This is a genomic window from Pseudomonas sp. AC112, from assembly GCF_979253545.1.
The window spans coordinates 5,840,195-5,862,873 of sequence record NZ_CEEDCM010000001.1 but is presented as its reverse complement, the minus strand read 5'-3'; the positions used below and the strand labels follow the sequence as shown (position 1 = coordinate 5,862,873).

Here is a 22,679-nt window from a genome sequence, read left to right as displayed (position 1 = left end):
ATGTGCCGTCGCGCACCCTTGTTATAGTCTGGCCTTTATCACTCGCCAGTCAGGGATCACTGCCATGTCCGAATACCAAGCTTTCGTCGTCGAACTCACCGGCAACGTTGCCCATGTGCAGATCAACCGCCCGGAAAAGATCAACGCAATGAACGCGGCGTTCTGGACCGAGATCATCGACATCTTCCAATGGGTCGAAGACACCGACGCCGTACGCGCCGTGGTGCTCAGCGGTGCGGGCAAACATTTTTCCTCCGGCATCGACCTGATGATGCTGGCCTCGGTCGCCAATGAGTTCGGCAAGGATGTGGGCCGCAATGCGCGTCTATTGCGCCGTAAAATCCTCGAGCTGCAAGCCTCGTTCAATGCCGTCGACAACTGCCGCAAGCCGGTGCTGGCCGCAATCCAGGGCTATTGCATCGGCGGCGCCATCGACCTGATCAGCGCATGTGACATGCGCTACGCCGCCGAGGGCGCGCAATTCTCGATCAAGGAAATCGACATCGGCATGGCGGCCGACGTCGGCACCCTGCAGCGCCTGCCGCGCATCATCGGCGACGGTATGCTGCGCGAGCTGGCCTATACCGGCCGCCAGTTCGGCGCCGAGGAAGCGCGCAACATCGGCCTGGTCAATCGCGTCTATCCCGATCAGGACAGCCTGTTGGCCGGCGTCATGGAAATCGCCCATGAAATCGCCGCCAAGTCGCCGATTGCGGTCACCGGCACCAAGGCCATGATCAGCTACATGCGTGACCATACCGTCAATGACGGCTTGGAATACGTTGCCACCTGGAACTCGGCTATGTTGCAATCCAACGACCTGCGCGTGGCCATCGCGGCCCATATGAGTAAGCAGAAACCCGAATTCGTGGATTGACTGACATGACCCCAGGCTGGATTACCACAACGCTGCTGGACAACGACACTCCCGGTGGATGGGCCGTTGCCCGCAGCCGCGACGGCTTTTTGCATGACACCAACGGCCCCTTGTTCCCTCGGGAATGGCTCAAGCGCCAGGACCTGTCGGTGTTTGCCGAACACGGCATCGGCCACCTCGACGGCGAGCCGGTGTACCTGCTGGAACTCGATAGCGCCGGGGACGTGCCGGGTTGCAGTTGGCAGGGGTTGCGCGGTTTCATGCTGCAAGGCGATCACACCCTGTACAAAGTGCTGGGTTATGCCGCGCAGATCGGCACCTGGGCACGGGAGCACAGGTTTTGTGGGAGTTGCGGCCAGGCCATGGTCCAGGTGCCGCGCGAACGCGCGATGCATTGCCAGGCCTGCGACTTGCGCAGCTACCCGCGGATTTCGCCGAGCATGATCGTGCTGGTGACCCGCGGCGACGAGATCCTGCTGGCGCGTTCGCCACGCTTTGTGACAGGGGTGTACAGCACGTTGGCGGGGTTTGCCGAGCCGGGAGAGTCGGCCGAGGACTGCCTGATCCGCGAGGTTCGCGAGGAAGTGCAGGTGGAGGTCAAGAATATCCAGTACATGGGCAGCCAGTGCTGGCCGTTCCCCCATTCGATGATGCTCGGCTTCCATGCCGAGTACGCCGGTGGCGACATCGTGCCCCAGGCCGATGAGATCGAGGACGCGCAGTGGTTCAACATCCACGACTTGCCGCCGCTGCCGGCGTCACGCTCGATTGCGCGTTACCTGATCGACCTCTACCTGGCCCGTCGCCTAGGCCACGCTGAACCAGTGTTGCCAGGCTAGGCGCACCGTCAGGCCGAGGACCACGGTGATAAACACCGGGCGAATGAATTTGGCGCCGCCGCTGATCGCGCTGCGTGCGCCAAAGAACGCGCCACACATCACCGAAACGCCCATGGCCAGGCCGACGATCCAGTCCACCGAACCATTGATGATGAACACCGTCAGCGCCGCCGCGTTGCTGACGAAGTTCATGCTGCGCGCCACGCCGCTGGCCTTTACCAGGTCGATGGGGTGCAACAGCATCGTGCTGACCGTCCAGAACGCCCCGGTGCCCGGGCCCGCCACGCCATCGTAGAAGCCCAGGCCGAAGCCCTGGGTGGACTGCCACTTCTTCTTGATCGGCGCGTCGGCGTCCAGCGGCGCCTTGGGCGTGCCGCCGAACAAGAGGTAAAGGCCGCAGCCGAACACGATCACCGGCAGCATCTTGTTCAGGGTTTCAGCCGGCAGGTAGTGGGCGACCACCGCCCCCGTGAGGGCGCCAATCAGCGTGCCGACGATGGCGTGCACCCACTGGCGCGGGTGGAACAGCTTGCGGCGATAGAAGGTAAAGCTGGCGGTCGCCGAGCCGAACGTGGAACTGAGCTTGTTGGTGCCCAGCACCAGGTGCGGTGGCATGCCGGCGGTGAGCAGGGCAGGCGTGGTGAGCAGGCCACCGCCGCCCGCAATAGCGTCGATAAAACCGGCGATAAAGGCAACAACCGCCAGGATGGCGAGGGTGGTGAGGTCTACGCTGAGTTCGAAGGGCATTGGCAGGGGCTTTTAAGGCAGGCGCTAAGCGAAAGGCTGCCATCTTACCCGCCAGATGTACGCAGATCCAAATGTGGGAGCGGGCTTGCTCGCGAAATGCGGTGGATCGGATAGCACATTCAGTGACTGACACACCGCATTCGCGAGCAAGCCCGCTCCCACATGTTTAACCGTGCCGACTTACTATCGGCGTGCTTCGAGCCACTCCAGCGCCGTGCGCCAGATACAAATCCCCAGGAAGTACGCCGACATCAACGACCACAACCCAAAGGTCCACGGGTTGGTGTTCGGGTAATCCACCACCATCAAGAAGCTGCACAGCAACCAGATAGTGGTTACGGCGATATTGATCGGCATAAAGCGCTTCACCCGGAACGGGTGCAGGAACTTCATCGGCGTCACGGTCAGCAGCGCCAGGCCAATCACGGTGAGCAGGGTTACCCAGGCTTCCGGCTGGATGATGTAGACGCACAGCGCAACCACGTTCCACGCGGCGGGGAAGCCGACGAAGTAGTTGTCCTTGCTCTTCATGTTCACATTGCAGAAGCAGAACAGCGACGACACCAGGATCACCGACACGGTAAACAGGTGGGTAAAGTCCGGCAGGTCAATGTAGCGATAGATGAACAGTGCGGGAATGAACACGTAGGTGAGGTAGTCGATCACCAGGTCCAGCACCGAGCCATCAAAGCTTGGCAATACCGTGCTGACATTCACCCGTCGCGCCAGTGAGCCGTCGACACCGTCCACCACCAGCGCCAGGCCCAGCCACAGCAGGCAGGCCTTGGGTGAGTTTTCCAGCAGCGCCAGGGTGGCCAGGAAGGCCAATACCACACCGGTGGCGGTAAAGCCGTGGGCGCCCCAGGCTTTGAGTCTGGCTACATGCAGGGTCGATATCACGGGCGGTTCTCCAAAAGGTGAAACAGGGCAGCCGACAACGTGACGCCGTCGAGTCTGGCCGGGGAATGCAGGTATCGACCGGGAAGCGGGTAAGAAGGTTCACCACCCCGGTGTATCACTTAGCGTAGCAAGCGTAGGACGTTTCGGCATCAGCCCTGGCGGAACACCAGTGCCTTCAAGCCACTTTGTGGGTCGATATCCGGGAATTCCGGCGGATTTTGCAGGCGCTCCACGAAGCGCAGGCCGGGTGCCTCGCGGGTCACGCCGTCGATCAGGAAGTCTTCGCCGAAGGCCGGGTCGTTCATGCACGCCAGCACGGTGCCCTGTGGCGTGAGCAAATCCGGCAGGCGGCGCAGCACACGCTGGTAGTCCTTGGTCAGCAGGAAACTGCCTTTCTGGAACGAAGGCGGGTCGATGATCACCAGGTCATAGGGGCCGCTGTTGGTGACCTTGGCCCAGGACTTGAATAGGTCGTGGCCCAGGAAGCTGACCCTGCCCAGGTCATGACCGTTGAGCCGATGGTTGTCGCGGCCACGGCTCAGGGCACCACGGGCCATGTCCAGGTTCACCACATGCTCGGCGCCGCCTTCGATAGCGGCGACGGAAAAACCGCAGGTGTAGGCAAACAAATTGAGCACGCGCAGGCCCTTGGCCTGCTCGCGCACCCAGTTGCGGCCGTAGCGCATGTCGAGGAACAGCCCGCTATTCTGTTTTTTACCCAAATCGATCAGGTAGCGCAGGCCGCCTTCGGTGATCGTCAGCGCGTCGACAGGACTGCCCGCCAGCCACTCGGTGGTGCTCTGTGGCAGGTAGCGGTGCTGCAGTGCGACGGTGTAACCGCCGAAGTGCGTCTGCAGCAGCTGTTTCAAGGCCTCCAGCGCTGCAGCGTCCGGCTCCTTGAACAACGACACCAGCAACACGCCTTGCAACCAGTCCACCGTCAGTTGCTCCAGGCCCGGCCAGCAACGGCCACGGCCGTGGAACAGGCGGCGGGTTTCCGTCGGCGGGGTCGCCAGGGCGTTGAGCAAGTGGGCGTGCAGGGTGGCGAGTGCGTCTGGGGTCATCGTTAAACGTCAGTCATTGAGCGGGCGGCATTTTAAACACAATTGCGAGTGGAACGGGTGCTTGAGCACAACGTGCTGGGAAAAGGCCGAATGGCAGTGATTCATGCTCAAAATTCAGGTTGGGGCGCCGGATAACAGGCAAAAAATCCTCAGGCGCCGACATAAACTGGAAAAAAAGCCCGGAGGTGCCCATGAACGGTTTCACACGTGCAGTGACTGATCAGCAAGAACTGGATGAGTGGCGCGACGCCCTGGCTTCACTGGTCGCCAATGCCGGCCCGGCGCGGGCGCGACAGATCCTCGACCTACTGGCCGAAGACGCCAGCGCTGCGCACATCGACTGGAAACCGCGGCACGGCACGCCGTACATCAATAGCATCAGCGTGGAGCAGCAACCGGCGTTCCCCGGCGACCTCGCCACCGAAGAACGCCTGGCCTCGCTGGTACGCTGGAATGCGCTGGCCATGGTGGTGCGCGCCAACCAGGCCTACGGTGAACTCGGTGGGCATATCGCCAGTTATGCCAGCGCGGCGGATTTGTTCGAAGTGGGCTTCAACCACTTTTTTCGTGCCCGACACGAAGGGTTTGGCGGCGACCTGGTGTTCTACCAGCCGCATTCCGCCCCCGGCATTTATGCCCGTGCGTTTCTTGAGGGGCGCTTGAGCGAAAACGACCTGGCCCACTACCGCCAGGAGATCGGTGGGCCAGCCGTCGGCGCACGGGGCCTGTCGAGCTACCCGCACCCGTGGTTGATGCCGGACTTCTGGCAGTTCCCCACCGGCTCCATGGGCATTGGTCCGATCAGTTCGATTTTCCAGGCGCGCTTCATGCGCTACCTGCAGCATCGCGGCTTGCAGGACACCACCGGCCGCCACGTCTGGGGCGTCTTCGGCGACGGCGAGATGGACGAACCGGAAAGCATGTCAGCCCTGACCCTGGCCGCCCGCGAAGGCCTGGACAACCTCACTTGGGTGGTCAACTGCAACCTGCAACGCCTCGACGGCCCGGTGCGTGGCAACGGGCGCATCATCGATGAACTGGAAGCCTTGTTTGCCGGCGCGGGTTGGAACGTGATCAAGCTGGTCTGGGGCTCGGACTGGGACGCCTTGCTGGCCAAGGACACGGACGGCGTGCTGGCCGAGACGCTGTCCAACACCGTCGACGGGCAATTCCAGACCTTCGCCGCCAAGGACGGCGCCTACAACCGCCAACACTTCTTTGGCCAGAGTGAATCGCTGGCCCGGCTGGTCGAGGGCATGAGCGATGAGCAGATCGACCGCCTCAAGCGTGGCGGCCACGACATGGTCAAGATCCACGCGGCCTATCACGCGGCGCGTCGGGTCAAGGGCAAGCCCACGGTGATCCTGGCCCAGACCAAAAAGGGTTTCGGCATGGGCGAAGCCGGGCAGGGCAAGATGACCACCCACCAGCAGAAGAAACTCGACCGCGACGCATTGATCGCCTTCCGCAATCGCTTCCAGTTGCCGCTAAGCGATGAACAGACCGAATCCCTGAGCTTCTTCAAACCCGCGCCGGACAGCCTGGAATTACGCTACCTGCACCAGCGGCGCCAGGCGTTGGGCGGCTATGTGCCCAGCCGCAGCCCGGTGGCCGCGCCCGTGAGTGTGCCGGCGGTGTCGGGCTACGCCGGTTTTGCCACCGCCGCCGACGGCAAGGAAATGTCCACCACCATGGCCTTTGTGCGCATGCTCACCAACCTGCTCAAGGACAATGCCCTGGGCCCGCGCATCGTGCCCATCGTCGCCGATGAGGCGCGCACCTTTGGCATGGCCAACCTGTTCAAGCAGATCGGCATTTATTCCAGTGTCGGCCAGCGCTACGAGCCGGAAGACATCGGCTCGATCCTCAGCTACCGCGAAGCCACCGACGGGCAGATCCTGGAGGAGGGCATCAGCGAAGCCAGCGCCATCAGCTCCTGGGTTGCGGCGGCCACCAGTTACTCGGTGCATGGCCTGCGCATGTTGCCGTTCTACATCTATTACTCGATGTTCGGCTTCCAGCGCGTGGGCGACCTGATCTGGGCTGCCGCCGACCAGCGCGCCCGTGGCTTCCTGCTCGGCGCCACCGCCGGGCGCACCACCCTGGGCGGCGAAGGCTTGCAGCATCAGGACGGCAGCAGCCATCTCACCGCCGCCACCGTGCCCAACTGCCGCGCCTACGACCCGGCGTTCGCCGGGGAATTCGCGGTGATCCTCGACCACGGCATGCGCCAGATGCTGGAGCACGATGTGGACGAGTTTTACTACGTGACCCTGATGAACGAAAACTACCCGCAGCCCAGCCTGCCGGACGGGGTTGAAGCAGCGATCATCAAAGGCATGTACCGCCTGCAAGGCACCGCCGATGCCCAGGTGCGCCTGCTGGGTTCCGGCACGCTGGTGCGTGAGGCCCAGGCAGCTGCGCAGTTGCTGGCGGAGGACTGGCAGGTGGCGAGCGAGGTGTTCAGTGTCACCAGTTTCAGCGAACTGGCACGGGACGCACGGGAGGTGGAGCGGTGGAATCGCTTGCATCCGCAGGCGGTCGCACGGGTTAGCCACCTGAATGAGTGCCTGCCCAGCGGCGCGCCGGTGGTGGCGGTGTCCGACTATGTGCGGGCAGTGCCACAGATGATCGGCTCGTATCTGGATTCGCGCTACACGGTACTTGGCACCGATGGCTTTGGCCGCAGTGATACGCGGGCGGCGTTGCGGGATTTCTTCGAGGTAGATCGCCATCACCTGGTGCTGGCAGCACTGACGGCGCTGGTCGAGCAGGGCAGCCTGCCGCCGCAGGTGTGCCAACAGGCGATTGCACGCTACGGCCTGCAAACAGAACGCGAAGCCTCCTGGACGCGCTGACTGGCGCACATCCAAATGTGGGAGCTTGTGGTGTTTTTAGACAGTGGCGATCAGGGCGGGCCCGAACGCTTCCTTCAGGAAGCCGGGGGCGATGTACCGCTCGTAATGCGCTTCGGACAAGAGGAAAAACTCCCGGTCAATCGCATCACGCAAATCCGCCAGGCTGCGCTCACGAAACTCCGGCAGCAATGCCAGCCCATACGCGTCCAGCTTGGAGATCACCCGCGCGCCCCGTGCAATCAACTGGTAGGCCCAGCAATACGGGGACTGGTGCGGCATAAAGCGGATCTTGCGATTTTCCAGTTGCTGGCGCAGCAGGTGCGCGTCAAACACCTCCAGCTTGCTGGCCATCACCTGCACCAGCAATTGCTCCAGGCGCAGCCACACTGCCTGTTTTTCCTCGGCGTTGTAGCCGTTCCACTGGATCACTTCGTGGTGGTAACGCTTGCAACCCCGGCAGACCAGGTCCCCGTAAACGGTGGAGCACAGGCCGACGCAGGGCGTCTTGATCGTGTGATTGGGCATAAGTGGCAATTTGCAAAGTCTGTAAAACACCGCAGACCCAATGTGGGAGCGGGCTTGCTCGCGAATGCAGAGTGTCAGTTGATAAATCTGGTAACTGATACACCGCTTTCGCGAGCAAGCCCGCTCCCACAGTTAGGTCTGTGTCGTTGATTAATCCCAGCTCAGCGCGCCGCCAGTCTGGTACTCGATCACACGGGTCTCGAAGAAGTTTTTCTCTTTCTTCAAGTCCATGATCTCGCTCATCCACGGGAACGGATTCGTCGTCCCTGGGTACTCTTCCTTCAAGCCAATCTGCGACAGACGACGGTTGGCGATGAACTTGAGGTAATCCTCCATCATCGCCGCGTTCATGCCCAGCACGCCGCGCGGCATGGTGTCACGCGCGTATTCGATCTCCAGCTGAGTCCCTTGCAGGATCATCTGGGTCGCTTCTTCCTTCATCTCGGCATCCCACAGGTGTGGGTTTTCGATTTTGATCTGGTTGATCACATCGATACCGAAGTTCAGGTGCATCGACTCGTCACGCAGGATGTACTGGAACTGCTCGGCGACGCCGGTCATTTTGTTGCGACGGCCCATGGACAGGATCTGGGTGAAGCCGCAGTAGAAGAAGATGCCTTCCAATACGCAGTAGTAGGCGACCAGGTTGCGCAGCAGCTCTTTGTCGGTCTCGACGGTGCCGGTTTCGAACTTCGGATCGGAGATCGAACGGGTGTACTTCAGGCCCCAGGCGGCCTTTTTGGCGACCGATGGGATCTCGTGGTACATGTTGAAGATCTCGCCTTCATCCATGGCCAGCGATTCGATGCAGTACTGGTAGGCGTGGGTGTGGATCGCTTCCTCGAAGGCCTGGCGCAGGATGTACTGGCGGCACTCCGGGTTGGTGATCAGGCGGTACACGGCCAGCACCAGGTTATTGGCGACCAGGGAGTCGGCGGTGGAGAAGAAGCCCAGGTTGCGCATGACGATGCGACGTTCGTCGTCGGTCAGGCCTTCGGGGTTTTTCCACAGGGCGATGTCGGCGGTCATGTTGACCTCTTGCGGCATCCAGTGGTTGGCGCAGCCGTCGAGGTACTTCTGCCAGGCCCAGTCGTACTTGAAGGGCACGAGTTGGTTGAGGTCGGCGCGGCAGTTGATCATGCGCTTTTCGTCAACGGCGACACGGGCGGCGGAACCTTCCAGCTCGGCGAGGCCTTCGGCGACGTCGAGTTTGTCGAGGGCGGCCTTGGCGCGGATGATCGCGGCGGAGTCGTTGGCGGTCACGTTACGGGCTTCCAGCGCAGCGGCGGCGCCGGCACCGTCAAGACGGTCCATGTTGGCTTCGCTGGCGTGGCCGGCGTTGGCGCCCTTGATCACCGCTGCACCGGTGTCTTCGTTGTCGACTTCATCCCAACTCAGCATTGAAATTCTCCTTCCTGGTACTCGAAAAATAAGTGTTTTTGCAGGCTTCAAGGCATTGAAATACTGCGCATAGTGTGGTCGGTAAATACCGATACTGCACACTATGTAGTGGTCCGTTGTGTTTGTGGGCACACTATATGGTGTGTAACAACGATGGTCAACGCACAAGACGGCTGCCGATGTCGCAGGGGTATGAGCAAAACTCACAGCCCCATGACTTTTAATGGTTACGGCCGCTTTCCTCCCCAGTGCTAAAAATTTGCCAACCAGCTCCCCATAACAACAAAGAGCGTTTGCGCAATGAAAACACTGGATCTCTACATCGGCGAAGGTTTCGAAGGCCCGGGCGTCAACGCGGCCCATATCAACATCCTGATCGGCCCACGCAACGGCCCGGCCGGCCAGGCGTTCGCTAACAGTCTCGCTTCCCCCAGCCAGGGGCACTGCCCGTTCATGGTGATCGCCCAGCCGAATATCCCGGTCAAGCCCATGACCCTGTACGTCAACAAGGCTGAAATCAGCAGCGACCTGCACGGCAACGCCACCTGGGGCGCGTCCCAGGCCGGCATCGCCAAGGCTGTGCTAGAAGCCTTGCTCGACGGCACCTTGCCGGCCGAGGCCGAAGACGAGTGGGCCATTGTCACCGCCAACTGGGTCAACCCCGCCTGCGATGACCTCGACGCCGTCTACCTGAACAACTACAACGCCTGCCGCACCGCGATCCGCGCCGCCCTGACCGGCACGCCGTTCACCGCGCAACTGGCGGATGTGGTCAACCACATCAGCAACCCTTTCTACACGCCCAAGGCCTGAGGAGATTCCCATGCAATACATCCGTTTGGGCAATTCCGGCCTGCAAGTCTCGCGCCTGTGCCTGGGCACCATGAACATGGGCACCCCGGACTGGAAACCGTGGATCTTCGACGAAAAGCAAAGTGAGCCCATCGTCGCCCACGCGCTGGACAACGGTGTCAACTTCATCGACCTGGCTGACTTCTATTCCGCCGGCGTCGGCGAGGAAGTGGTAGGGCGCATCCTCAAGCGCGTGGCGCGGCGTGACGACATCGTGGTCACCACCAAGGTCGGCTACGGCACCCGCAGCGGCATCAACGCCAGTGGGCATTCGCGCAAGCACATCATGGACAGCATCGACGCGTCCCTCAGCCGCCTGGGCATGGATTACGTCGACGTGTTCATGCTGCACTACTTCGACGTGAACACCCCCGTGGAAGAAACCATGAGCGCATTGAACGACATCGTGCGTTCCGGCAAGGCGCGCTACATCGGCGTGTCGACCATGCTCACCGGCCAGTTGGCGAAAATCCTCATGGCCTGCGAGCGCAATGGCTGGGTCAAGCCGATCAATATGCAGCTGCAACTGAACTGCGCCTACCGCGAAGAAGAGCGCGAGATGATCCCGTTCTGCCGCGACCAGGGCCTGGGCGTCTCGGTGTTCAGCCCGCTGGCCCGTGGCTTGCTCACCGGCGAGGTGCAGTCGACCCGCAACCAGACCGACTTCTTCACCCAGCAGATGTACAGCGACCAGGCCTCGTTCGACATCGCGCACTCGGTGCAACGCGTGGCCCGCGCCCGTGGCGTCTCCAATGCACAGATCGCCCAGGCCTGGGTCGCCAACCACCCAGGCGTCGATGTGATGCTGGTCGGCGCCGACACCACCGAGCAATTCGACAGCGCCCTGGCAGCCCTCGACACGCAACTGGATGCCGAGGAGCTGCACGAGCTGGAACGCAACTACACCCCGTGCGATGTGATCAACGACTACACCGCCGGCAAGCGCATCCTGCGTGCGGCCCGCCCGGGCCTGGAACGTTTCAACCTGATTGAGGCCGTGGCATGAACCCGCTGATCCACAATGGCAACTACATCGATGGCCAATGGTCGAGCGGTGGGCCGACCTACCCGGTGCTTAACCCGGCCAATGGCGCGCTGATTACTGAGGTACAGCGCGCCACCGCCGAAGAAACCAACCTGGCCATCGACGCCGCCAGCCGCGCGTTGCCGGCCTGGCGCAAGCTCACCGCCAAGGAACGCAGCCAGCGCCTCAAGCGCTGGAGCGAGCTGATGCTCAGCAACCAGAAGGACCTGGCGCACCTGCTCAGCCTGGAACAGGGCAAGCCGCTGGCCGAGGCCATGGGCGAAGTGGTCTACGCCGCGAGCTTCCTGGAGTGGTTCGGCGAAGAAGCCAAGCGCGCCTATGGTGACGTGATCCCGAGCCACAAGGCGGATGCACGCATCATCGTGGTCAAGGAAGCCATCGGAGTGGTCGCCGCGATCACACCGTGGAACTTCCCGCTGGCGATGGTCACCCGCAAGGTCGGCCCGGCGCTGGCGGCGGGGTGCACCATGATCCTCAAGCCATCGGAAGAGACGCCCTTGTCGGCGTTTGCCCTGGCGGTGCTGGCCGAACAGGCGGGAATTCCGGCCGGCGTGTTCAATATCGTCTCCGGCGACGCCGTGGCGATTGGCGGTGCGCTGCAAGCCTCCAGCGTGGTGCGCAAGCTGTCGTTCACCGGTTCCACCCGCACCGGCAAGCTGCTGATGCGCCAGGCGGCCGACACGCTGAAAAAGGTCTCCCTGGAGCTGGGCGGCAACGCGCCGTTTATCGTGTTTGACGACGCCGACCTCGACGCCGCCGTCAAAGGCGCCATGGCCTCCAAATTCCGCAACACCGGGCAGACCTGTGTGTGCGTCAACCGCTTCTTTATCCAGGACGGCGTGTACGACGCCTTCACCCGCAAACTGGCAGAGGCAGTGGGCGCCATGCGGGTCGGCAGCGCGCTGGACGGCGACACCGAGCAAGGCCCACTGATCAACGCCGCCGCCCTGGCCAAGGTCGAAGCCCATGTCGGTGATGCCTTGGAGAAGGGTGCGAAGCTGGTGTGCGGTGGCCGTCGCCATGCGTTGGGCGGCACCTTCTTCGAACCGACCATCCTCACCGAAGCCCACGGCGACATGCTCATCGCCCAGGAAGAAACCTTTGGCCCGGTGGCCGCGTGCTTCCGTTTCAAGGACGAAGCCGACGTGCTGCAACGCGCCAATGACACGCCGTTCGGTTTGTCCGCCTACTTCTACAGCCGCGACATCGGCCGCGTGTGGCGCATGGCCGAAGGCCTGGAAGCCGGCATGGTCGGTATCAACGAAGGGATCATCTCCACCGAAGTCGCGCCGTTTGGCGGCATCAAGGAATCCGGCCTGGGCCGCGAAGGCTCCAAGTACGGGTTGGATGACTACCTGGAGATCAAGTACCTGCTGATGGGCGGCCTCTAATCCGCTGTGATTTTGCTGTGGTGAGCGGGCTTGCCCCGCGCTGGGGCGCGAAGCGGCCCTCATTCAGACAACTCAGTCATCCAGCCAGGCTTCATTGGCAGGTTTTGGGGCTGCTGCGCGGCCCAGCGCGGGGCAAGCCCGCTCACCACAACATCCCGCTCGCTACAAAAGTTCGCTTTTCGTTACTCCGTCAAGAACAACAATATGGAGAACACCATGACTGCTCAATCGATCAAAATCGACGACCTGCCGATCGGCCGTTTTCACCTGAAAATCGCCGGCCTGACCTTTGGCGCGCATTTCACCGACGGCTATATCCTCGGCCTGATCGGTATCGCCTTCACCCTGCTGAGCCCACAGATGCAACTCGATGCTTTCTGGCAAGGCCTGATCGGCGCCTCGGCCCTGATCGGCCTGTTCCTGGGCAGCCTGTTTTTTGGCTGGATCTCCGACACCCTCGGCCGGCAAAAAATCTTCCTGGTCAGCTTTGTGCTGATCACCGTGGCCTCGGTCATGCAGTTCTACGCCGAAACGGCCATGGGCCTGCTGCTGTGCCGCATCCTCATCGGCATTGGCCTGGGCGGCGACTTCAGTGTCGGCCACGCCATGCTGGCCGAGTTTTCACCGAAGAAACACCGTGGCGTGCTGCTCGGTTCGTTCAGCGTGATCTGGACCTTCGGCTATGTGGCCGCGACTTTTGTCGGCACCGCCATGCTCAGCCTGGGCGATGATGCCTGGCGCTGGATGCTGGCGTCGTCGGCGATACCCGCCGGCTTGATCCTGATCGCGCGCATCGGCACCCCGGAATCGCCGCGCTGGCTGGTCAACCGTGGGCGCATCGCCGAGGCCCGCGCTATCGTCAAGAAACACCTTGGCGAGCACGTGGTGCTGGATGAAGAACCGTCGACCCAGGCCCGTTCCGGCTACGGCGTGCTGTTCAGCCGTGAATACCGCAAGCGTACCGCGTTCAATTGTTTGTTCTTCGTGTGCATCGTCATGCCGTATTTCGCGATCTATACCTTCCTGCCGTCGATCCTGCAGAAGATGGGGCTGTCCCAGGGCTTTGGCACCGAGCTGCTGCTTAACCTGCTGCTGATTGTCGGCGCGTTGATTGGCATCTGGTGCACAGTGAAGTTCTCGCGCCGGGGCTTCTTGATCAACGCGTTCATCATCCTTGCGGCGGCGTTGTTTCTGTTGGCGGTGTTGCCGGGGAGCCTGGCGTGGTTGATGGTGCTGACCTTCGGCGTATTTACCTTGGTGCTGTCGGCGGTGAGCAATCTGGTGGGGGTATTCCCGGCAGAAAGTTTCCCCACCGAAGTGCGCGCCAGTGGCATCGGCCTGGCCACGGCGGTCAGTCGCCTGGGCTCGGCGATCAGCACCTTTCTGTTGCCGGTGAGTGTGGCCGGGATCGGCTTGAGCCCGACCATGGGCATTCTCGCGGCGATCCTGGTATTTGGCGCGATCATTTCCTGGGCCTGGGCGCCGGAAACCAAGGCGTTGACCCTGAGCCAGGCGTGCAAGGCCGAGGCGCCCCCGGTGTCAGGGGTTGCTGACCTGGCCCAGCCACTGCGTAAACAACCGCACCTTGGATAAACCCTGTTTGTCCGTCGCCACATCCAGCCAATAGCCATAGGGGCCGATCACCTCCACGGGGGTGATCGGCAACAGGCTGCCGTTGGCCAGCTCGCGTTCGATCATCTGCCGGTCGATCACCGCCAAGCCACCGCCTGCCAGGGCGGTATGGATCACTTGGTCGAGGGTGCTGAATTCCAGGCCCTGGTCGGCATCGATATCCTCCCGGCCCATGGCCGCCAACCAGTTCTCCCAGACCTTCAAGCGTTTGCCGTCGTGCAGGATGTGCAGCAACGGGGAGCACCGCAGATCCGGCGGCTGGCCGTCGCTGAACAATTCCGGGCTGGCAACCGCAATATGTCGCTCCATCACCAGCAGCTCGCTGCTGCAATGCGCTGCCGGTTCCAGGCCGAAGCGGATCTGGCAGTCGATTTGCGCGAGGCTGTCGTGGGTCGCCTGGTGGGTGACGCTGAGGTTGATGTCCGGGTAACGCTCGCAGAAACGCCGCAAGTGCGCGGATAACCAGCGCGTGGCCCAGGTCGGCGGCGCGACGACGCGCAGGCGCTGGCGCAGGTTGGGCACGCGCACGGCTTGCAGGGCGCGCTCGATGTGGTCGAAGGCGTCGCTCAAGTGCGGGGAGAGGGCGAAGCCGGCTTCGGTGAGGGACAGCCCTTGAGGGGTGCGGATGAAGAGCGCAACGCCGAGGTAGTCTTCCAGTTGCTTGATCTGCCGGCTGACCGCACCCTGGGTCACGTTAAGGCCCACGGCAGCCTGGCTGAAGCTGCGGTGGCGGGCGACTTCTTCAAAGACGCGGAGCATGGTAAGGGCGGGGAGGTGGCGCATGGTTGGAGTCCCACACATTGTTTTTATTGTGTTTGTGCTAACGCCATCGCCGGCAAGCCGGCTCCTACAGGGGCCGTATTTCAACTGTAGGAGCCGGCTTGCCGGCGATGGCGGTTTCGAAAACGCTGCCTGATTAGAAATAATACCCAATGTTCATGTACAGCTGATTCTCCCACTGGTTGCTACCCCCAGCCCCCAGGCTCTGGGTATAGCTGCTGCCACCAATGTAGGGGTCGTTCTTGCCGATCAACCATTCGGTGGCGATCCACAACTTGCTGAACGAGAACGACGTGCCGAGGATCACCCGCTGCGACGTTTTGAACTCATCGGCAGATTTATCAAAGGCGCTGTAGTTGGCATACAGCTTCACACCGCTGACCTGATCCCACAGGTACTTGCCGCCCACGTCATAACTCAGGTCCGCCACATAGAGGTTGCCGCGACTGGCGACGTTGAAGGTGCCGTCATAGCCGCCCAGGGTCACCACTTCGTCGGTGCCGGCGTTGCGTGGCGACATCTGTTGGCGCGCCGCCTGCAGTTGCAGGCCCCACGGACCGTTTTTGCCCAGGTAGTGGATGGCCACGGCGTTGCGGCGGCCGTCGTTGCCGGTGTCTTTGTTTTCCAGGGTCGAGGTCAGGCCCGACAGGCCCACTTCGGACTTCCAGTCGCCCAGGTCCAGGGCCTTGGCCACGCGCAGCACCACCGTGTTGCGTTCCTGGTTGTCGCTGCCGTCGGCCACGTAGCTGTCGGCGCCGGAGACCACGCTGGAATAGGTCACGCCCTTGCTGGTGCCCTTGCCTTGCCAGGCCGGGCGCAGGTAATAGCCGGCCTGGATATTCCAGTCGCCGGTCTGCTGCACGTACTTGGCGCCGACCTGCTGCACGTCTTCCAGGCCGATCACGTTGCCCAGGGTTTCGTAGAACGTGCTGCCGAAGTAGGGCTGCAAGCCGAATGGCACCGTGTTCAACCCCACCTGCACTTGCTGCTCGGGGTTGAACTTGTAGCCGACCCAGGCGAACTTGGCGAACTGGATATCGCCGTAGTTCTTGGTGTACTGGTAAGGGTACGAACGCCCGTAGAAACGGTACTGCGCCTCGCCGATCCAGCTGTCGGAGTTGTACTTGGCGCTGAGGAACACAGTGTCCAGGCCGAACTTCTGGATGTCGCGGTCCGGGTCGTAGTCCCAGCGCGCACGGATGGCGCCGCCGAGGTCGAGGTTGTCGGTGACCTGCACGGCCATGGCCGGGCTCGCCAGGGCGCCGAGCACGGGGATGAGGGTGAAGTAGCGCATCGTTGGTCGCATGGTTTTACTCTCGTTTTTAGTTTTTTTGGGCAACAGCAGCCCGTTGCCGCAGCGAACGCTGCGGCGCGGGGAAAAGGGTTGGGCTCAGTGCGCGGCGGGGCGGATCAGCCGCAGGGGCGGCCCGGCAGCGGGCAGTTCGGACGCACCCGGCGCCGCCGCCAGCAGTGCCTGGGTGTAGGTATTTTGCGGACGCAGCAGTACCTGCTCGGCGGTGCCGTACTCCACCACTTCGCCTTGGCGCATGACCGCGATGTGGTCGCTGATCTGCGCGGCCACCCGCAGGTCATGGGTGATGAACAGGATGCTCAGGTTCAGTTGCTGTTGCAGGTCGGCGAGCAATTCCAGTACCTGTTTTTGCACTGACACATCCAGCGCCGAGACGCTCTCATCGGCAATCAGCACTTGCGGGCGCATCGCCAGGGCGCGGGCAATACCAATGCGTTGGCGCTGGCCACCGGAAAACTGCCGGGGCTTGCGCTGCAGAGCGTCGCGCTTGAGCCCGACTTGTTCGAGCAAGTCGCCGGCCTCGGCCCAGGCGTCCTTGGCCGACAACCCACGCAATTGCGCCGCGCGGGCAATGATGTCGCCGACGCGGTGGCGTGGGTTCAACGAGCCATACGGGTCCTGGAAAATCATCTGGATCCGCCGCCGATTGGCCGCCAGCGCGGCGCCGCTGAGGGCCAGGAAGTCGGTATCGCCAACCCACACATGGCCGCTGTCGCTGTCCACCAGGCGGATCGCCGCCTTGACCAGCGTGCTCTTGCCCGAGCCGGACTCGCCGACAATCGCCAGGGTCTTGCCCCGTGGCAGGTTCAGCGACACATTGCGCAGCGCCGCCACCGAGCTGCCGCCGACGGTGTAGGTCTTGGTCAGGTGCTCGATGCGCAAGGCCATTTCGCCATCGACGCTCGGCACATGCAGTTCGGGGTGCAGCGCCGGCACTGCCGCAATGAGTTTGCGGGTGTAGGCATGGGCCGGCGCGTTCAGCACCTGGTCGCGCTCGCCGATCTCCACCAGGCGGCCGCCCTCCATCACCGCGATACGGTCGGCAATCTGCGCCACCACGCCAAAGTCATGGGTGATAAACAGAATGCCGTGCTGGCCGCGTCCCCGCAGGTCACGCACCAGTTTCAGCACCTGGGCCTGGGTGGTGACGTCGAGGGCCGTGGTGGGCTCGTCGGCGATCAGCAAGTCCGGGTTCATCGCCAACGCCATGGCGATCACCACCCGCTGGCATTGGCCGCCGGACAACTGATGGGGAAAGCTGTTGGCAATGCGTGGCGGGTCCGGCAGTTGGGTGGATTCCAGCAGCGCGAGCATGCGTTCACGGCGCTCGGCGGCGGGCATCTGCGGGGCATGGATGTCGAAGATTTCTTCGACCTGCTTGCCAATGCGAATCGCCGGGTTCAGCGCCGCCATGGGTTCCTGGAAGATCATCGCGATGCGGTTGCCACGCAGGGCGCGCAGGCGGGCGTCGTCCAGGGTGCAGATATCCTCGCCGAGAAAGTCGATCACGCCCCCGGCATGCCGCAGGCCTTTGGCGTAATCGCCCATGATCGCCGCCGACAGCACGGACTTGCCCGAGCCGGACTCGCCGATCACACACAGGATTTCACCCTTGCGCACCTCCAGGCTGATGCCCTGCACGGCGTGGCTGCGGTCGGCGCCGATTGGCAGTTCGACCGAGAGGTTATCGACCCGCAACACGGTTTGATGGCGGCTCATGCTCAACTCCTTGCGCCTTGCTGCGCGTGTTCATCCAGCCCGTCGGCGAGCAGGCTCAGGCCGAGCATCAGGGTGGAGATGGCGATGCACGGGAAGATCACCAAATGCGGAAAGGAAATGGCCATGGCGCGGCCGTCGTTGATCATGCCGCCCCAGTCCGGGGTGGGCGGCGGCAGGCCGAGGCCGAGGAAGCCCAGGGCGCCGATCATGATCGCGGTGTAGCCGATACGCAGGCAGAAATCGACGATCAGCGGGCCGCCACAGTTGGGCAGGATCTCCACCAGCATGATGCGCAGCGAGCCTTCACCCTGGGTGATGGCGCTGAGCACGTAGTCGCGCGAGCGTAGGTCGATGGTCAATGCACGCATGATGCGGAAGATCGCCGGGGCGCTGGTGAAGGTCACCGCAATCAGGATATTCAGCGCCGACGCACCGAGGGCGATGATGATCACGATGTACAGCACCAGCACCGGGAACGACAGCACGGTGTCGGCCACGTAGGACAGCACTGCGTCGACCCAGCCATTGAAGTAACCGGCGCACAGGCCCATGGCGATGCCGACGGCAAAGGCGGTGAGGGTGGCGAGGATCGACCAGAACAGCACCGTGCGCGTGCCCCAGATCAGGCGCGAGAGGATGTCGCGGCCGATCATGTCGGTGCCGAGCAGGAAGCGGGCGCCGTCTTCCCCGGCGGTCATCGGCGAGAGCAGCGGGGTGAAGCTTTCCAGTGGGTCATGGGGCGCCAGCCATGGCGCGCAGAGGGCGACCAGCACCCAACCGCCGACCAGCAGCAAGCCGAGCAGGGCCAGGGGATGCTTGAAGGATTTGAGCAGGTTCATTGGCGGCCTCCGCCGAGACTGCGCAGGGTGATGCGCGGGTTGAGCCAGGTGTAGGCCAGGTCCGAGAAGATCTTGCTGATACCGACCACCACGCCGCTGATCATCGCGCAGGCTTCGATCAGGTAGACATCGTGGTTCAGCGACGCGGTGTAGAGCAGCGAGCCGAAGCCCTTGTAGGCGAAAAACACCTCCACCACGATCACGTTCGACAGCAGCCACGGGATGTACAGCATGATCACCGTGACCGGCGCGATCAGCACGTTACGCAGCGCATGGCGCAGCACGATGCGCGGGGTGGAGGCGCCCTTGAGCCGCGCGGTACGGATGTACGGCGCCTGCATCACCTCGACCATCGAGGCGCGGGTGATACGCGCCAGGTAGCCGATGCCGAACAGGCACAGCACCATCAGCGGCAGCACCAGTTCCACCGCGCTGAAACCGTCGCTCATGCTGCTGACACCGGGCAGCCAGTTGAGCCAGAACACAAAGATCGCCGAGACGAACACCGCGCTGGCGAAGTCCGGGATCGAGGTGGTGACAATCGACAGGAACGACACCAGCCGGTCGACCGGCGAGCCCTGGCGAATCCCCGCGAGGACGCCCAGGGTCAGCGCCACCGGAACCATCACTAGCAGGGCCAGGCCGGCCAGGGTCAAGGTTTGCCACAGGTTGGGCAGCAACAGCTTGAGCACCGGTTCACGGAAGTACACCGAGGTGCCCCAGTCGCCGCTCACGAAGTCCTTGAGCCACACCAGGTAGCGCCACACGAAAGGTTGGTTGTAGCCGTGTTCCAGTAGCCACGCCGCGCGCTGGTCGGCGGCGGAGTAGGGGCCGAGGACGTTGATTGCCACGTCCTCGATATTCAGCTCCAGGGCCAGGAACACAATCAGCGACACCGACAGCAGGGTCGCCAGCAGCATCAGCAGTTTGCGCAATAGAAAATGAGCCATCAGGTGCATGCTCCGACAGGGAAGGGGTTACAGCGCTTATAAATCAGGCGCTCAGCCAGACATTGCCCATGGGATAGAAGTCGGAAGGGTGCACCTGGAAGCCCTGCACCTTTTTGCTCACGGCGGTGAACTTGTCGCCCCAGAACGGCTGCACGATCACGCACGCGTCCTGCAGGATCTGCTCGACGCTTTGCATGGCCTGCGCACGTTGTTTCGGGTCGATGATGCCCATGGCCTTGTCCAGGGCCGCGTCGAAGGCCGGGTCGCTGTAGTGGCTTTCGTTCCAGGCACCGCCGCCGCGATAGGCCAGTTCCAGGGACATCACCCCGAGCGGGCGGTGGGCCCAGTAGGTGAGGCTGAACGCGGCCTTGTCCCAGATTGGCCAGTACTGCGCGGCGGGGACGACCTTGAGGTTGATGCGGATGCCGGCTTCCAGGCAGTTCTGTTGCAGGATCTGCGCACAGTCCTGCTCATAACGGCCCTGGGTGTTGCCGACGATCAGGTCGATGTCCAGGCCATTGGCAAAGCCGGCTTCGACCAGCAGTTTTTTCGCCGCCGCCACATCGCGCTCGCGCTTGGGCAGGGGGAAGTATTCGGGGTGGGACGGCGCCACGTGGTGGTCTTCACCCAGGGTGCCCATGCCGCGATAGGCGACCTTGAGCATCTGGGCGTTGTCGGCGCACAGCACCACGGCTTTGCGCACCCGCACATCGGTAAACGGCTTTTGGTCGCAGGCCATGCGCATCACCACGGTCTGCGCCGATTTACAGCTCAGCAGTTGCGCACCGGGCAGGCGCTTGGCCAGGTCCAGTTCGGCCACGGTCACGCGGTACAGCACGTCGACCTGCCCGGCTTGCAGGGCGGCAAGGTGAGTGGACACGTCGGTGCCCATGTCGATGTAGCGCAGCTCGTCGAGGTTGGCGGGCTTGCCCCAGTAATCGGCGCGCTTGGCGAAGGTGGCCTGCTTGTTCACCGCAAATGACACCAGCGTGAACGGCCCGGTGGCCAGCGGGTTCTTGGCCCAGTCATCGCCGGCCTTGAAGCTGCGGTGCACGAGGGCGCAGGTGAAGGCGTTGAGCATCTCCGGGATTGCCAGGATCGGCCGCTTGAGGTGCAGGCGAAACTGGTAGTCGCTGACTTTCTCGAAGGCCTTGATGTCTTGGAACGCGGTGCGGTTGACCGACTTGGAATCGGCGGCGATCCAGCGCTGGATGTTGTGCTGCACGTCATCGACGTTGAAGCTGTCGCCGTTGCTCCACTTCACGTCCTGGCGCAGGTTGAAGGTCCAGGTGGTGAGGTCCTCGGAAGGGCTCCAGCTTTCGGCGAGGTAAGGGTGGGTGATGTTATCGGCATCGACCCAGGTCAAGTACTCCAGCGAGTTGCGCAGCAGGTTCGAGGCTTCGATCCAGGTGATCAGCATCGGGTCCTGGATTTCCTGGATGGCGCAGGCAAACCGCAGGCTGCCACCTTGGCGGGCCGGCGTGCCATCGGCGGCCTGAACGTCGTTGCCCAGCAGGGCCGAGCCGATGAAGCTGGAGGCACTGGCCACGGTAATGCCGAGCAGAGCGGCGGTGCGCAGGAATTGACGACGGTTGATTTCGCCGCGTTGCACCTGGGTGCACAAGGCGTCGACGGCGGGGTGCGGCGCGTTACCGTCCAGGGTCGCAAGAACGTTGGAGTCGGACATGGGGCTGCTCTCATGTTGTTTTTATTAGAGATGGCCGCAGTTTTGTCATCCGCGCAAAGATCGACAAACGATTAATTCAGGGGTTAAACGTTCGTTAAACGCATGTTAGTCCGCGCCATGGGTGCAACGCGTCGAGATAGACGCGCCGGTTGATACAAAAAATCATGTTGGCTAGGAAATATCCTCTGGCTCGTGGGATGCTTGGCACCTCGTCAGCCGTCTTCGAGTGCCCTTCATGAAACGCAAAATGCCCGGTCTCAATGCCCTCAAGGCCTTCGAAGTGGCCGGCAGTACCGGCAGTTTTACCCGGGCTGCCGAGCTGTTGAACGTGACCCAGAGTGCGGTCAGCCGGCAGGTGCGGCAGTTGGAAGAACAGCTGGGCGAGCACCTGCTGGAGCGGCGCCACCACCACCTGGAACTGACCAGCGCCGGTCGCGTATTGCTGCGCGCATTGCACCAATCGTTCGACAAGATCGAGCTGACGGTGCGCAGTATCCAGCAGAAAACCCACTCCAACCGCCTGCACATCAACGCACCACCGACCTTCACCAGCCGCTGGTTGATGCCGCGCCTGGGGCGTCTGCGCGAGGCTCATCCCGAGCTGGAATTGAGCATCACCACGTGCCTGCAGGACAGCTTGGCGCAGACCAGCACCCTCGATTGCGCGATTCGTTTTGGCAATGGTGAGTGGGATGGGTTGGACAGTTCGCTGTTGATTCAGGAGCGGCACATTGCGGTGTGTGCGCCGTCGCTGTATGCCCGTGAGTGCAGTGATGGGGTGGACCTCAATCGCATGACGTTGCTACATGTGTTGGCCAGTGAGGACCAGCGTTACCTCACTTGGAAGCACTGGCTGGACGCGGCGCGTATTCATGGCGTGGACACTCAGGGGGGGTATGAATTCGATTTGTTGGACCTGGCGATACGCGCGGCTACCGATGGGTTGGGGATTACGATTGCCGACTGGCATATGGTGGCGGCGGAGTTGGCGGCTGGGCAGTTGACCCAGGTGCTGAATGTGCATGTGGAGGGGCATCAGTCGTATTGGTTGGTGACCCGGCCAGAGCAGACGGATATGCCGCAGTTGCAGGTGTTTGGGCAGTGGTTGCAGGAGGAGATTTGGTTGGCGCAGCGGCAGTTGGAGCCTTCTACGGCGGTTAGCTGATGGGGGTTGGGGTGTTGGTAGTGATTGAGTACATATCCGTTATTTGGGTAATGGCCGCTTATGGTTCCGCCCTTACGGCGGCTCACTTTTGAAAAG

19 protein-coding genes are annotated in these 22,679 nt (G+C 62.6%); 8 read left to right on the top strand and 11 right to left on the bottom strand.

The features are described 5' to 3' along the window. The first annotated feature begins 64 nt into the window (after positions 1–64). Both AC0IYN_RS27225 and nudC read left to right on the top strand, forming a co-directional pair. On the top strand, positions 65–877 hold the full coding sequence (locus AC0IYN_RS27225) for a crotonase/enoyl-CoA hydratase family protein (protein ID WP_406598248.1): 813 nt from the start codon (positions 65–67) through the stop codon (positions 875–877). A gap of 5 nt (positions 878–882) precedes the next feature. After that, a complete protein-coding gene (gene nudC, locus AC0IYN_RS27220) occupies positions 883–1,716 on the top strand; it encodes an NAD(+) diphosphatase (RefSeq protein ID WP_078048201.1) in 834 nt (277 codons plus the stop codon). On the opposite strand, the gene AC0IYN_RS27215 is transcribed toward nudC, so the two are convergent. The 3 genes from AC0IYN_RS27215 to AC0IYN_RS27205 form a co-directional block, all read right to left on the bottom strand. Continuing rightward, positions 1,684–2,463, bottom strand: coding sequence for a TSUP family transporter (locus AC0IYN_RS27215; RefSeq protein WP_406598246.1), 780 nt, complete (start codon positions 2,461–2,463; stop codon positions 1,684–1,686). The genes nudC and AC0IYN_RS27215 overlap by 33 nt on opposite strands. 183 nt (positions 2,464–2,646) lie before the next feature. After that, positions 2,647–3,363, bottom strand: coding sequence for a phosphatidylcholine synthase (pcsA, locus tag AC0IYN_RS27210; protein WP_406598245.1), 717 nt, complete (start codon positions 3,361–3,363; stop codon positions 2,647–2,649). Between the two features lie 149 nt (positions 3,364–3,512). After that, on the bottom strand, positions 3,513–4,427 hold the full coding sequence (locus tag AC0IYN_RS27205; RefSeq protein WP_457240489.1) for a class I SAM-dependent methyltransferase: 915 nt from the start codon (positions 4,425–4,427) through the stop codon (positions 3,513–3,515). 191 nt (positions 4,428–4,618) lie between these two features. On the opposite strand from AC0IYN_RS27205, the gene mdeB reads away from it, so the two are divergent. Next, the gene (gene mdeB / locus AC0IYN_RS27200; protein ID WP_471844184.1) at positions 4,619–7,285 is read left to right on the top strand and encodes an alpha-ketoglutarate dehydrogenase; all 2,667 of its coding nucleotides are present in this window, start codon (positions 4,619–4,621) and stop codon (positions 7,283–7,285) included. A gap of 36 nt (positions 7,286–7,321) precedes the next feature. Here the strand turns inward: mdeB and AC0IYN_RS27195 are convergent, their stop codons facing one another. Next, the gene (locus AC0IYN_RS27195) at positions 7,322–7,810 is read right to left on the bottom strand and encodes a DUF1289 domain-containing protein (protein WP_406598242.1); all 489 of its coding nucleotides are present in this window, start codon (positions 7,808–7,810) and stop codon (positions 7,322–7,324) included. A gap of 150 nt (positions 7,811–7,960) precedes the next feature. Then, a complete protein-coding gene (locus AC0IYN_RS27190) occupies positions 7,961–9,211 on the bottom strand; it encodes a ribonucleotide-diphosphate reductase subunit beta (protein ID WP_005788524.1) in 1,251 nt (416 codons plus the stop codon). 300 nt (positions 9,212–9,511) lie between these two features. On the opposite strand from AC0IYN_RS27190, the gene fae reads away from it, so the two are divergent. From fae to AC0IYN_RS27170, 4 genes are all read left to right on the top strand, one after another. Beyond that, positions 9,512–10,024, top strand: a complete 513-nt coding sequence (fae, locus tag AC0IYN_RS27185) for a formaldehyde-activating enzyme (RefSeq protein WP_406598241.1) — start codon at positions 9,512–9,514, stop codon at positions 10,022–10,024. Between the two features lie 10 nt (positions 10,025–10,034). Continuing rightward, positions 10,035–11,069 (top strand): aldo/keto reductase, encoded by a 1,035-nt coding sequence (locus AC0IYN_RS27180; RefSeq protein ID WP_457240470.1) that lies wholly within the window; start codon positions 10,035–10,037, stop codon positions 11,067–11,069. After that, on the top strand, positions 11,066–12,499 hold the full coding sequence (locus tag AC0IYN_RS27175) for an NAD-dependent succinate-semialdehyde dehydrogenase (protein ID WP_471844182.1): 1,434 nt from the start codon (positions 11,066–11,068) through the stop codon (positions 12,497–12,499). The genes AC0IYN_RS27180 and AC0IYN_RS27175 overlap by 4 nt, the downstream gene beginning before the upstream one ends. Positions 12,500–12,715: 216 nt before the next feature. Next, positions 12,716–14,092, top strand: a complete 1,377-nt coding sequence (locus AC0IYN_RS27170) for an MFS transporter (protein ID WP_457249227.1) — start codon at positions 12,716–12,718, stop codon at positions 14,090–14,092. Here the strand turns inward: AC0IYN_RS27170 and AC0IYN_RS27165 are convergent. The 6 genes from AC0IYN_RS27165 to AC0IYN_RS27140 all read right to left on the bottom strand — a co-directional run bounded on the left by AC0IYN_RS27165 (position 14,039) and on the right by AC0IYN_RS27140 (position 21,418). Next, positions 14,039–14,914 (bottom strand): LysR substrate-binding domain-containing protein, encoded by an 876-nt coding sequence (locus AC0IYN_RS27165; RefSeq protein WP_457249228.1) that lies wholly within the window; start codon positions 14,912–14,914, stop codon positions 14,039–14,041. The genes AC0IYN_RS27170 and AC0IYN_RS27165 overlap by 54 nt on opposite strands. 133 nt (positions 14,915–15,047) lie before the next feature. Beyond that, positions 15,048–16,217, bottom strand: coding sequence for a hypothetical protein (locus AC0IYN_RS27160; RefSeq protein ID WP_078048212.1), 1,170 nt, complete (start codon positions 16,215–16,217; stop codon positions 15,048–15,050). Positions 16,218–16,301: 84 nt separating this feature from the next. Next, positions 16,302–17,942 (bottom strand): dipeptide ABC transporter ATP-binding protein, encoded by a 1,641-nt coding sequence (locus AC0IYN_RS27155; protein ID WP_406598236.1) that lies wholly within the window; start codon positions 17,940–17,942, stop codon positions 16,302–16,304. Between the two features lie 2 nt (positions 17,943–17,944). After that, positions 17,945–18,781, bottom strand: a complete 837-nt coding sequence (locus AC0IYN_RS27150) for an ABC transporter permease (RefSeq protein ID WP_406598235.1) — start codon at positions 18,779–18,781, stop codon at positions 17,945–17,947. Beyond that, positions 18,778–19,731 carry an ABC transporter permease gene (locus tag AC0IYN_RS27145; RefSeq protein ID WP_099493384.1) on the bottom strand — a complete coding sequence of 318 codons (954 nt, stop codon included), beginning with the start codon at positions 19,729–19,731 and terminating at the stop codon, positions 18,778–18,780. The genes AC0IYN_RS27150 and AC0IYN_RS27145 overlap by 4 nt, the downstream gene beginning before the upstream one ends. Before the next feature lie 43 nt (positions 19,732–19,774). Beyond that, on the bottom strand, positions 19,775–21,418 hold the full coding sequence (locus AC0IYN_RS27140) for an ABC transporter substrate-binding protein (RefSeq protein WP_406598234.1): 1,644 nt from the start codon (positions 21,416–21,418) through the stop codon (positions 19,775–19,777). A 235-nt stretch (positions 21,419–21,653) separates the two neighbouring features. Here AC0IYN_RS27140 and AC0IYN_RS27135 point away from each other — a divergent pair, with 235 nt between their 5' ends. After that, the gene (locus AC0IYN_RS27135; protein ID WP_406598233.1) at positions 21,654–22,583 is read left to right on the top strand and encodes a LysR substrate-binding domain-containing protein; all 930 of its coding nucleotides are present in this window, start codon (positions 21,654–21,656) and stop codon (positions 22,581–22,583) included. Positions 22,584–22,679: the final 96 nt, after the last annotated feature.

Coding starts and splice junctions, on each gene's coding strand:
- mdeB (WP_471844184.1), top strand. CDS start 4,619: ATGAACGGTTTCACACGTGCAGTGACTGATCAGCAAGAACTGGATGAG.
- AC0IYN_RS27150 (WP_406598235.1), bottom strand. CDS start 18,781: ATGAACCTGCTCAAATCCTTCAAGCATCCCCTGGCCCTGCTCGGCTTG.
- AC0IYN_RS27155 (WP_406598236.1), bottom strand. CDS start 17,942: ATGAGCCGCCATCAAACCGTGTTGCGGGTCGATAACCTCTCGGTCGAA.
- nudC (WP_078048201.1), top strand. CDS start 883: ATGACCCCAGGCTGGATTACCACAACGCTGCTGGACAACGACACTCCC.
- AC0IYN_RS27205 (WP_457240489.1), bottom strand. CDS start 4,427: ATGACCCCAGACGCACTCGCCACCCTGCACGCCCACTTGCTCAACGCC.
- AC0IYN_RS27170 (WP_457249227.1), top strand. CDS start 12,716: ATGACTGCTCAATCGATCAAAATCGACGACCTGCCGATCGGCCGTTTT.
- AC0IYN_RS27135 (WP_406598233.1), top strand. CDS start 21,654: ATGAAACGCAAAATGCCCGGTCTCAATGCCCTCAAGGCCTTCGAAGTG.
- AC0IYN_RS27180 (WP_457240470.1), top strand. CDS start 10,035: ATGCAATACATCCGTTTGGGCAATTCCGGCCTGCAAGTCTCGCGCCTG.
- AC0IYN_RS27175 (WP_471844182.1), top strand. CDS start 11,066: ATGAACCCGCTGATCCACAATGGCAACTACATCGATGGCCAATGGTCG.
- AC0IYN_RS27140 (WP_406598234.1), bottom strand. CDS start 21,418: ATGTCCGACTCCAACGTTCTTGCGACCCTGGACGGTAACGCGCCGCAC.
- AC0IYN_RS27195 (WP_406598242.1), bottom strand. CDS start 7,810: ATGCCCAATCACACGATCAAGACGCCCTGCGTCGGCCTGTGCTCCACC.
- fae (WP_406598241.1), top strand. CDS start 9,512: ATGAAAACACTGGATCTCTACATCGGCGAAGGTTTCGAAGGCCCGGGC.
- AC0IYN_RS27190 (WP_005788524.1), bottom strand. CDS start 9,211: ATGCTGAGTTGGGATGAAGTCGACAACGAAGACACCGGTGCAGCGGTG.
- AC0IYN_RS27165 (WP_457249228.1), bottom strand. CDS start 14,914: ATGCGCCACCTCCCCGCCCTTACCATGCTCCGCGTCTTTGAAGAAGTC.
- AC0IYN_RS27145 (WP_099493384.1), bottom strand. CDS start 19,731: ATGGCTCATTTTCTATTGCGCAAACTGCTGATGCTGCTGGCGACCCTG.
- AC0IYN_RS27225 (WP_406598248.1), top strand. CDS start 65: ATGTCCGAATACCAAGCTTTCGTCGTCGAACTCACCGGCAACGTTGCC.
- AC0IYN_RS27160 (WP_078048212.1), bottom strand. CDS start 16,217: ATGCGACCAACGATGCGCTACTTCACCCTCATCCCCGTGCTCGGCGCC.
- AC0IYN_RS27215 (WP_406598246.1), bottom strand. CDS start 2,463: ATGCCCTTCGAACTCAGCGTAGACCTCACCACCCTCGCCATCCTGGCG.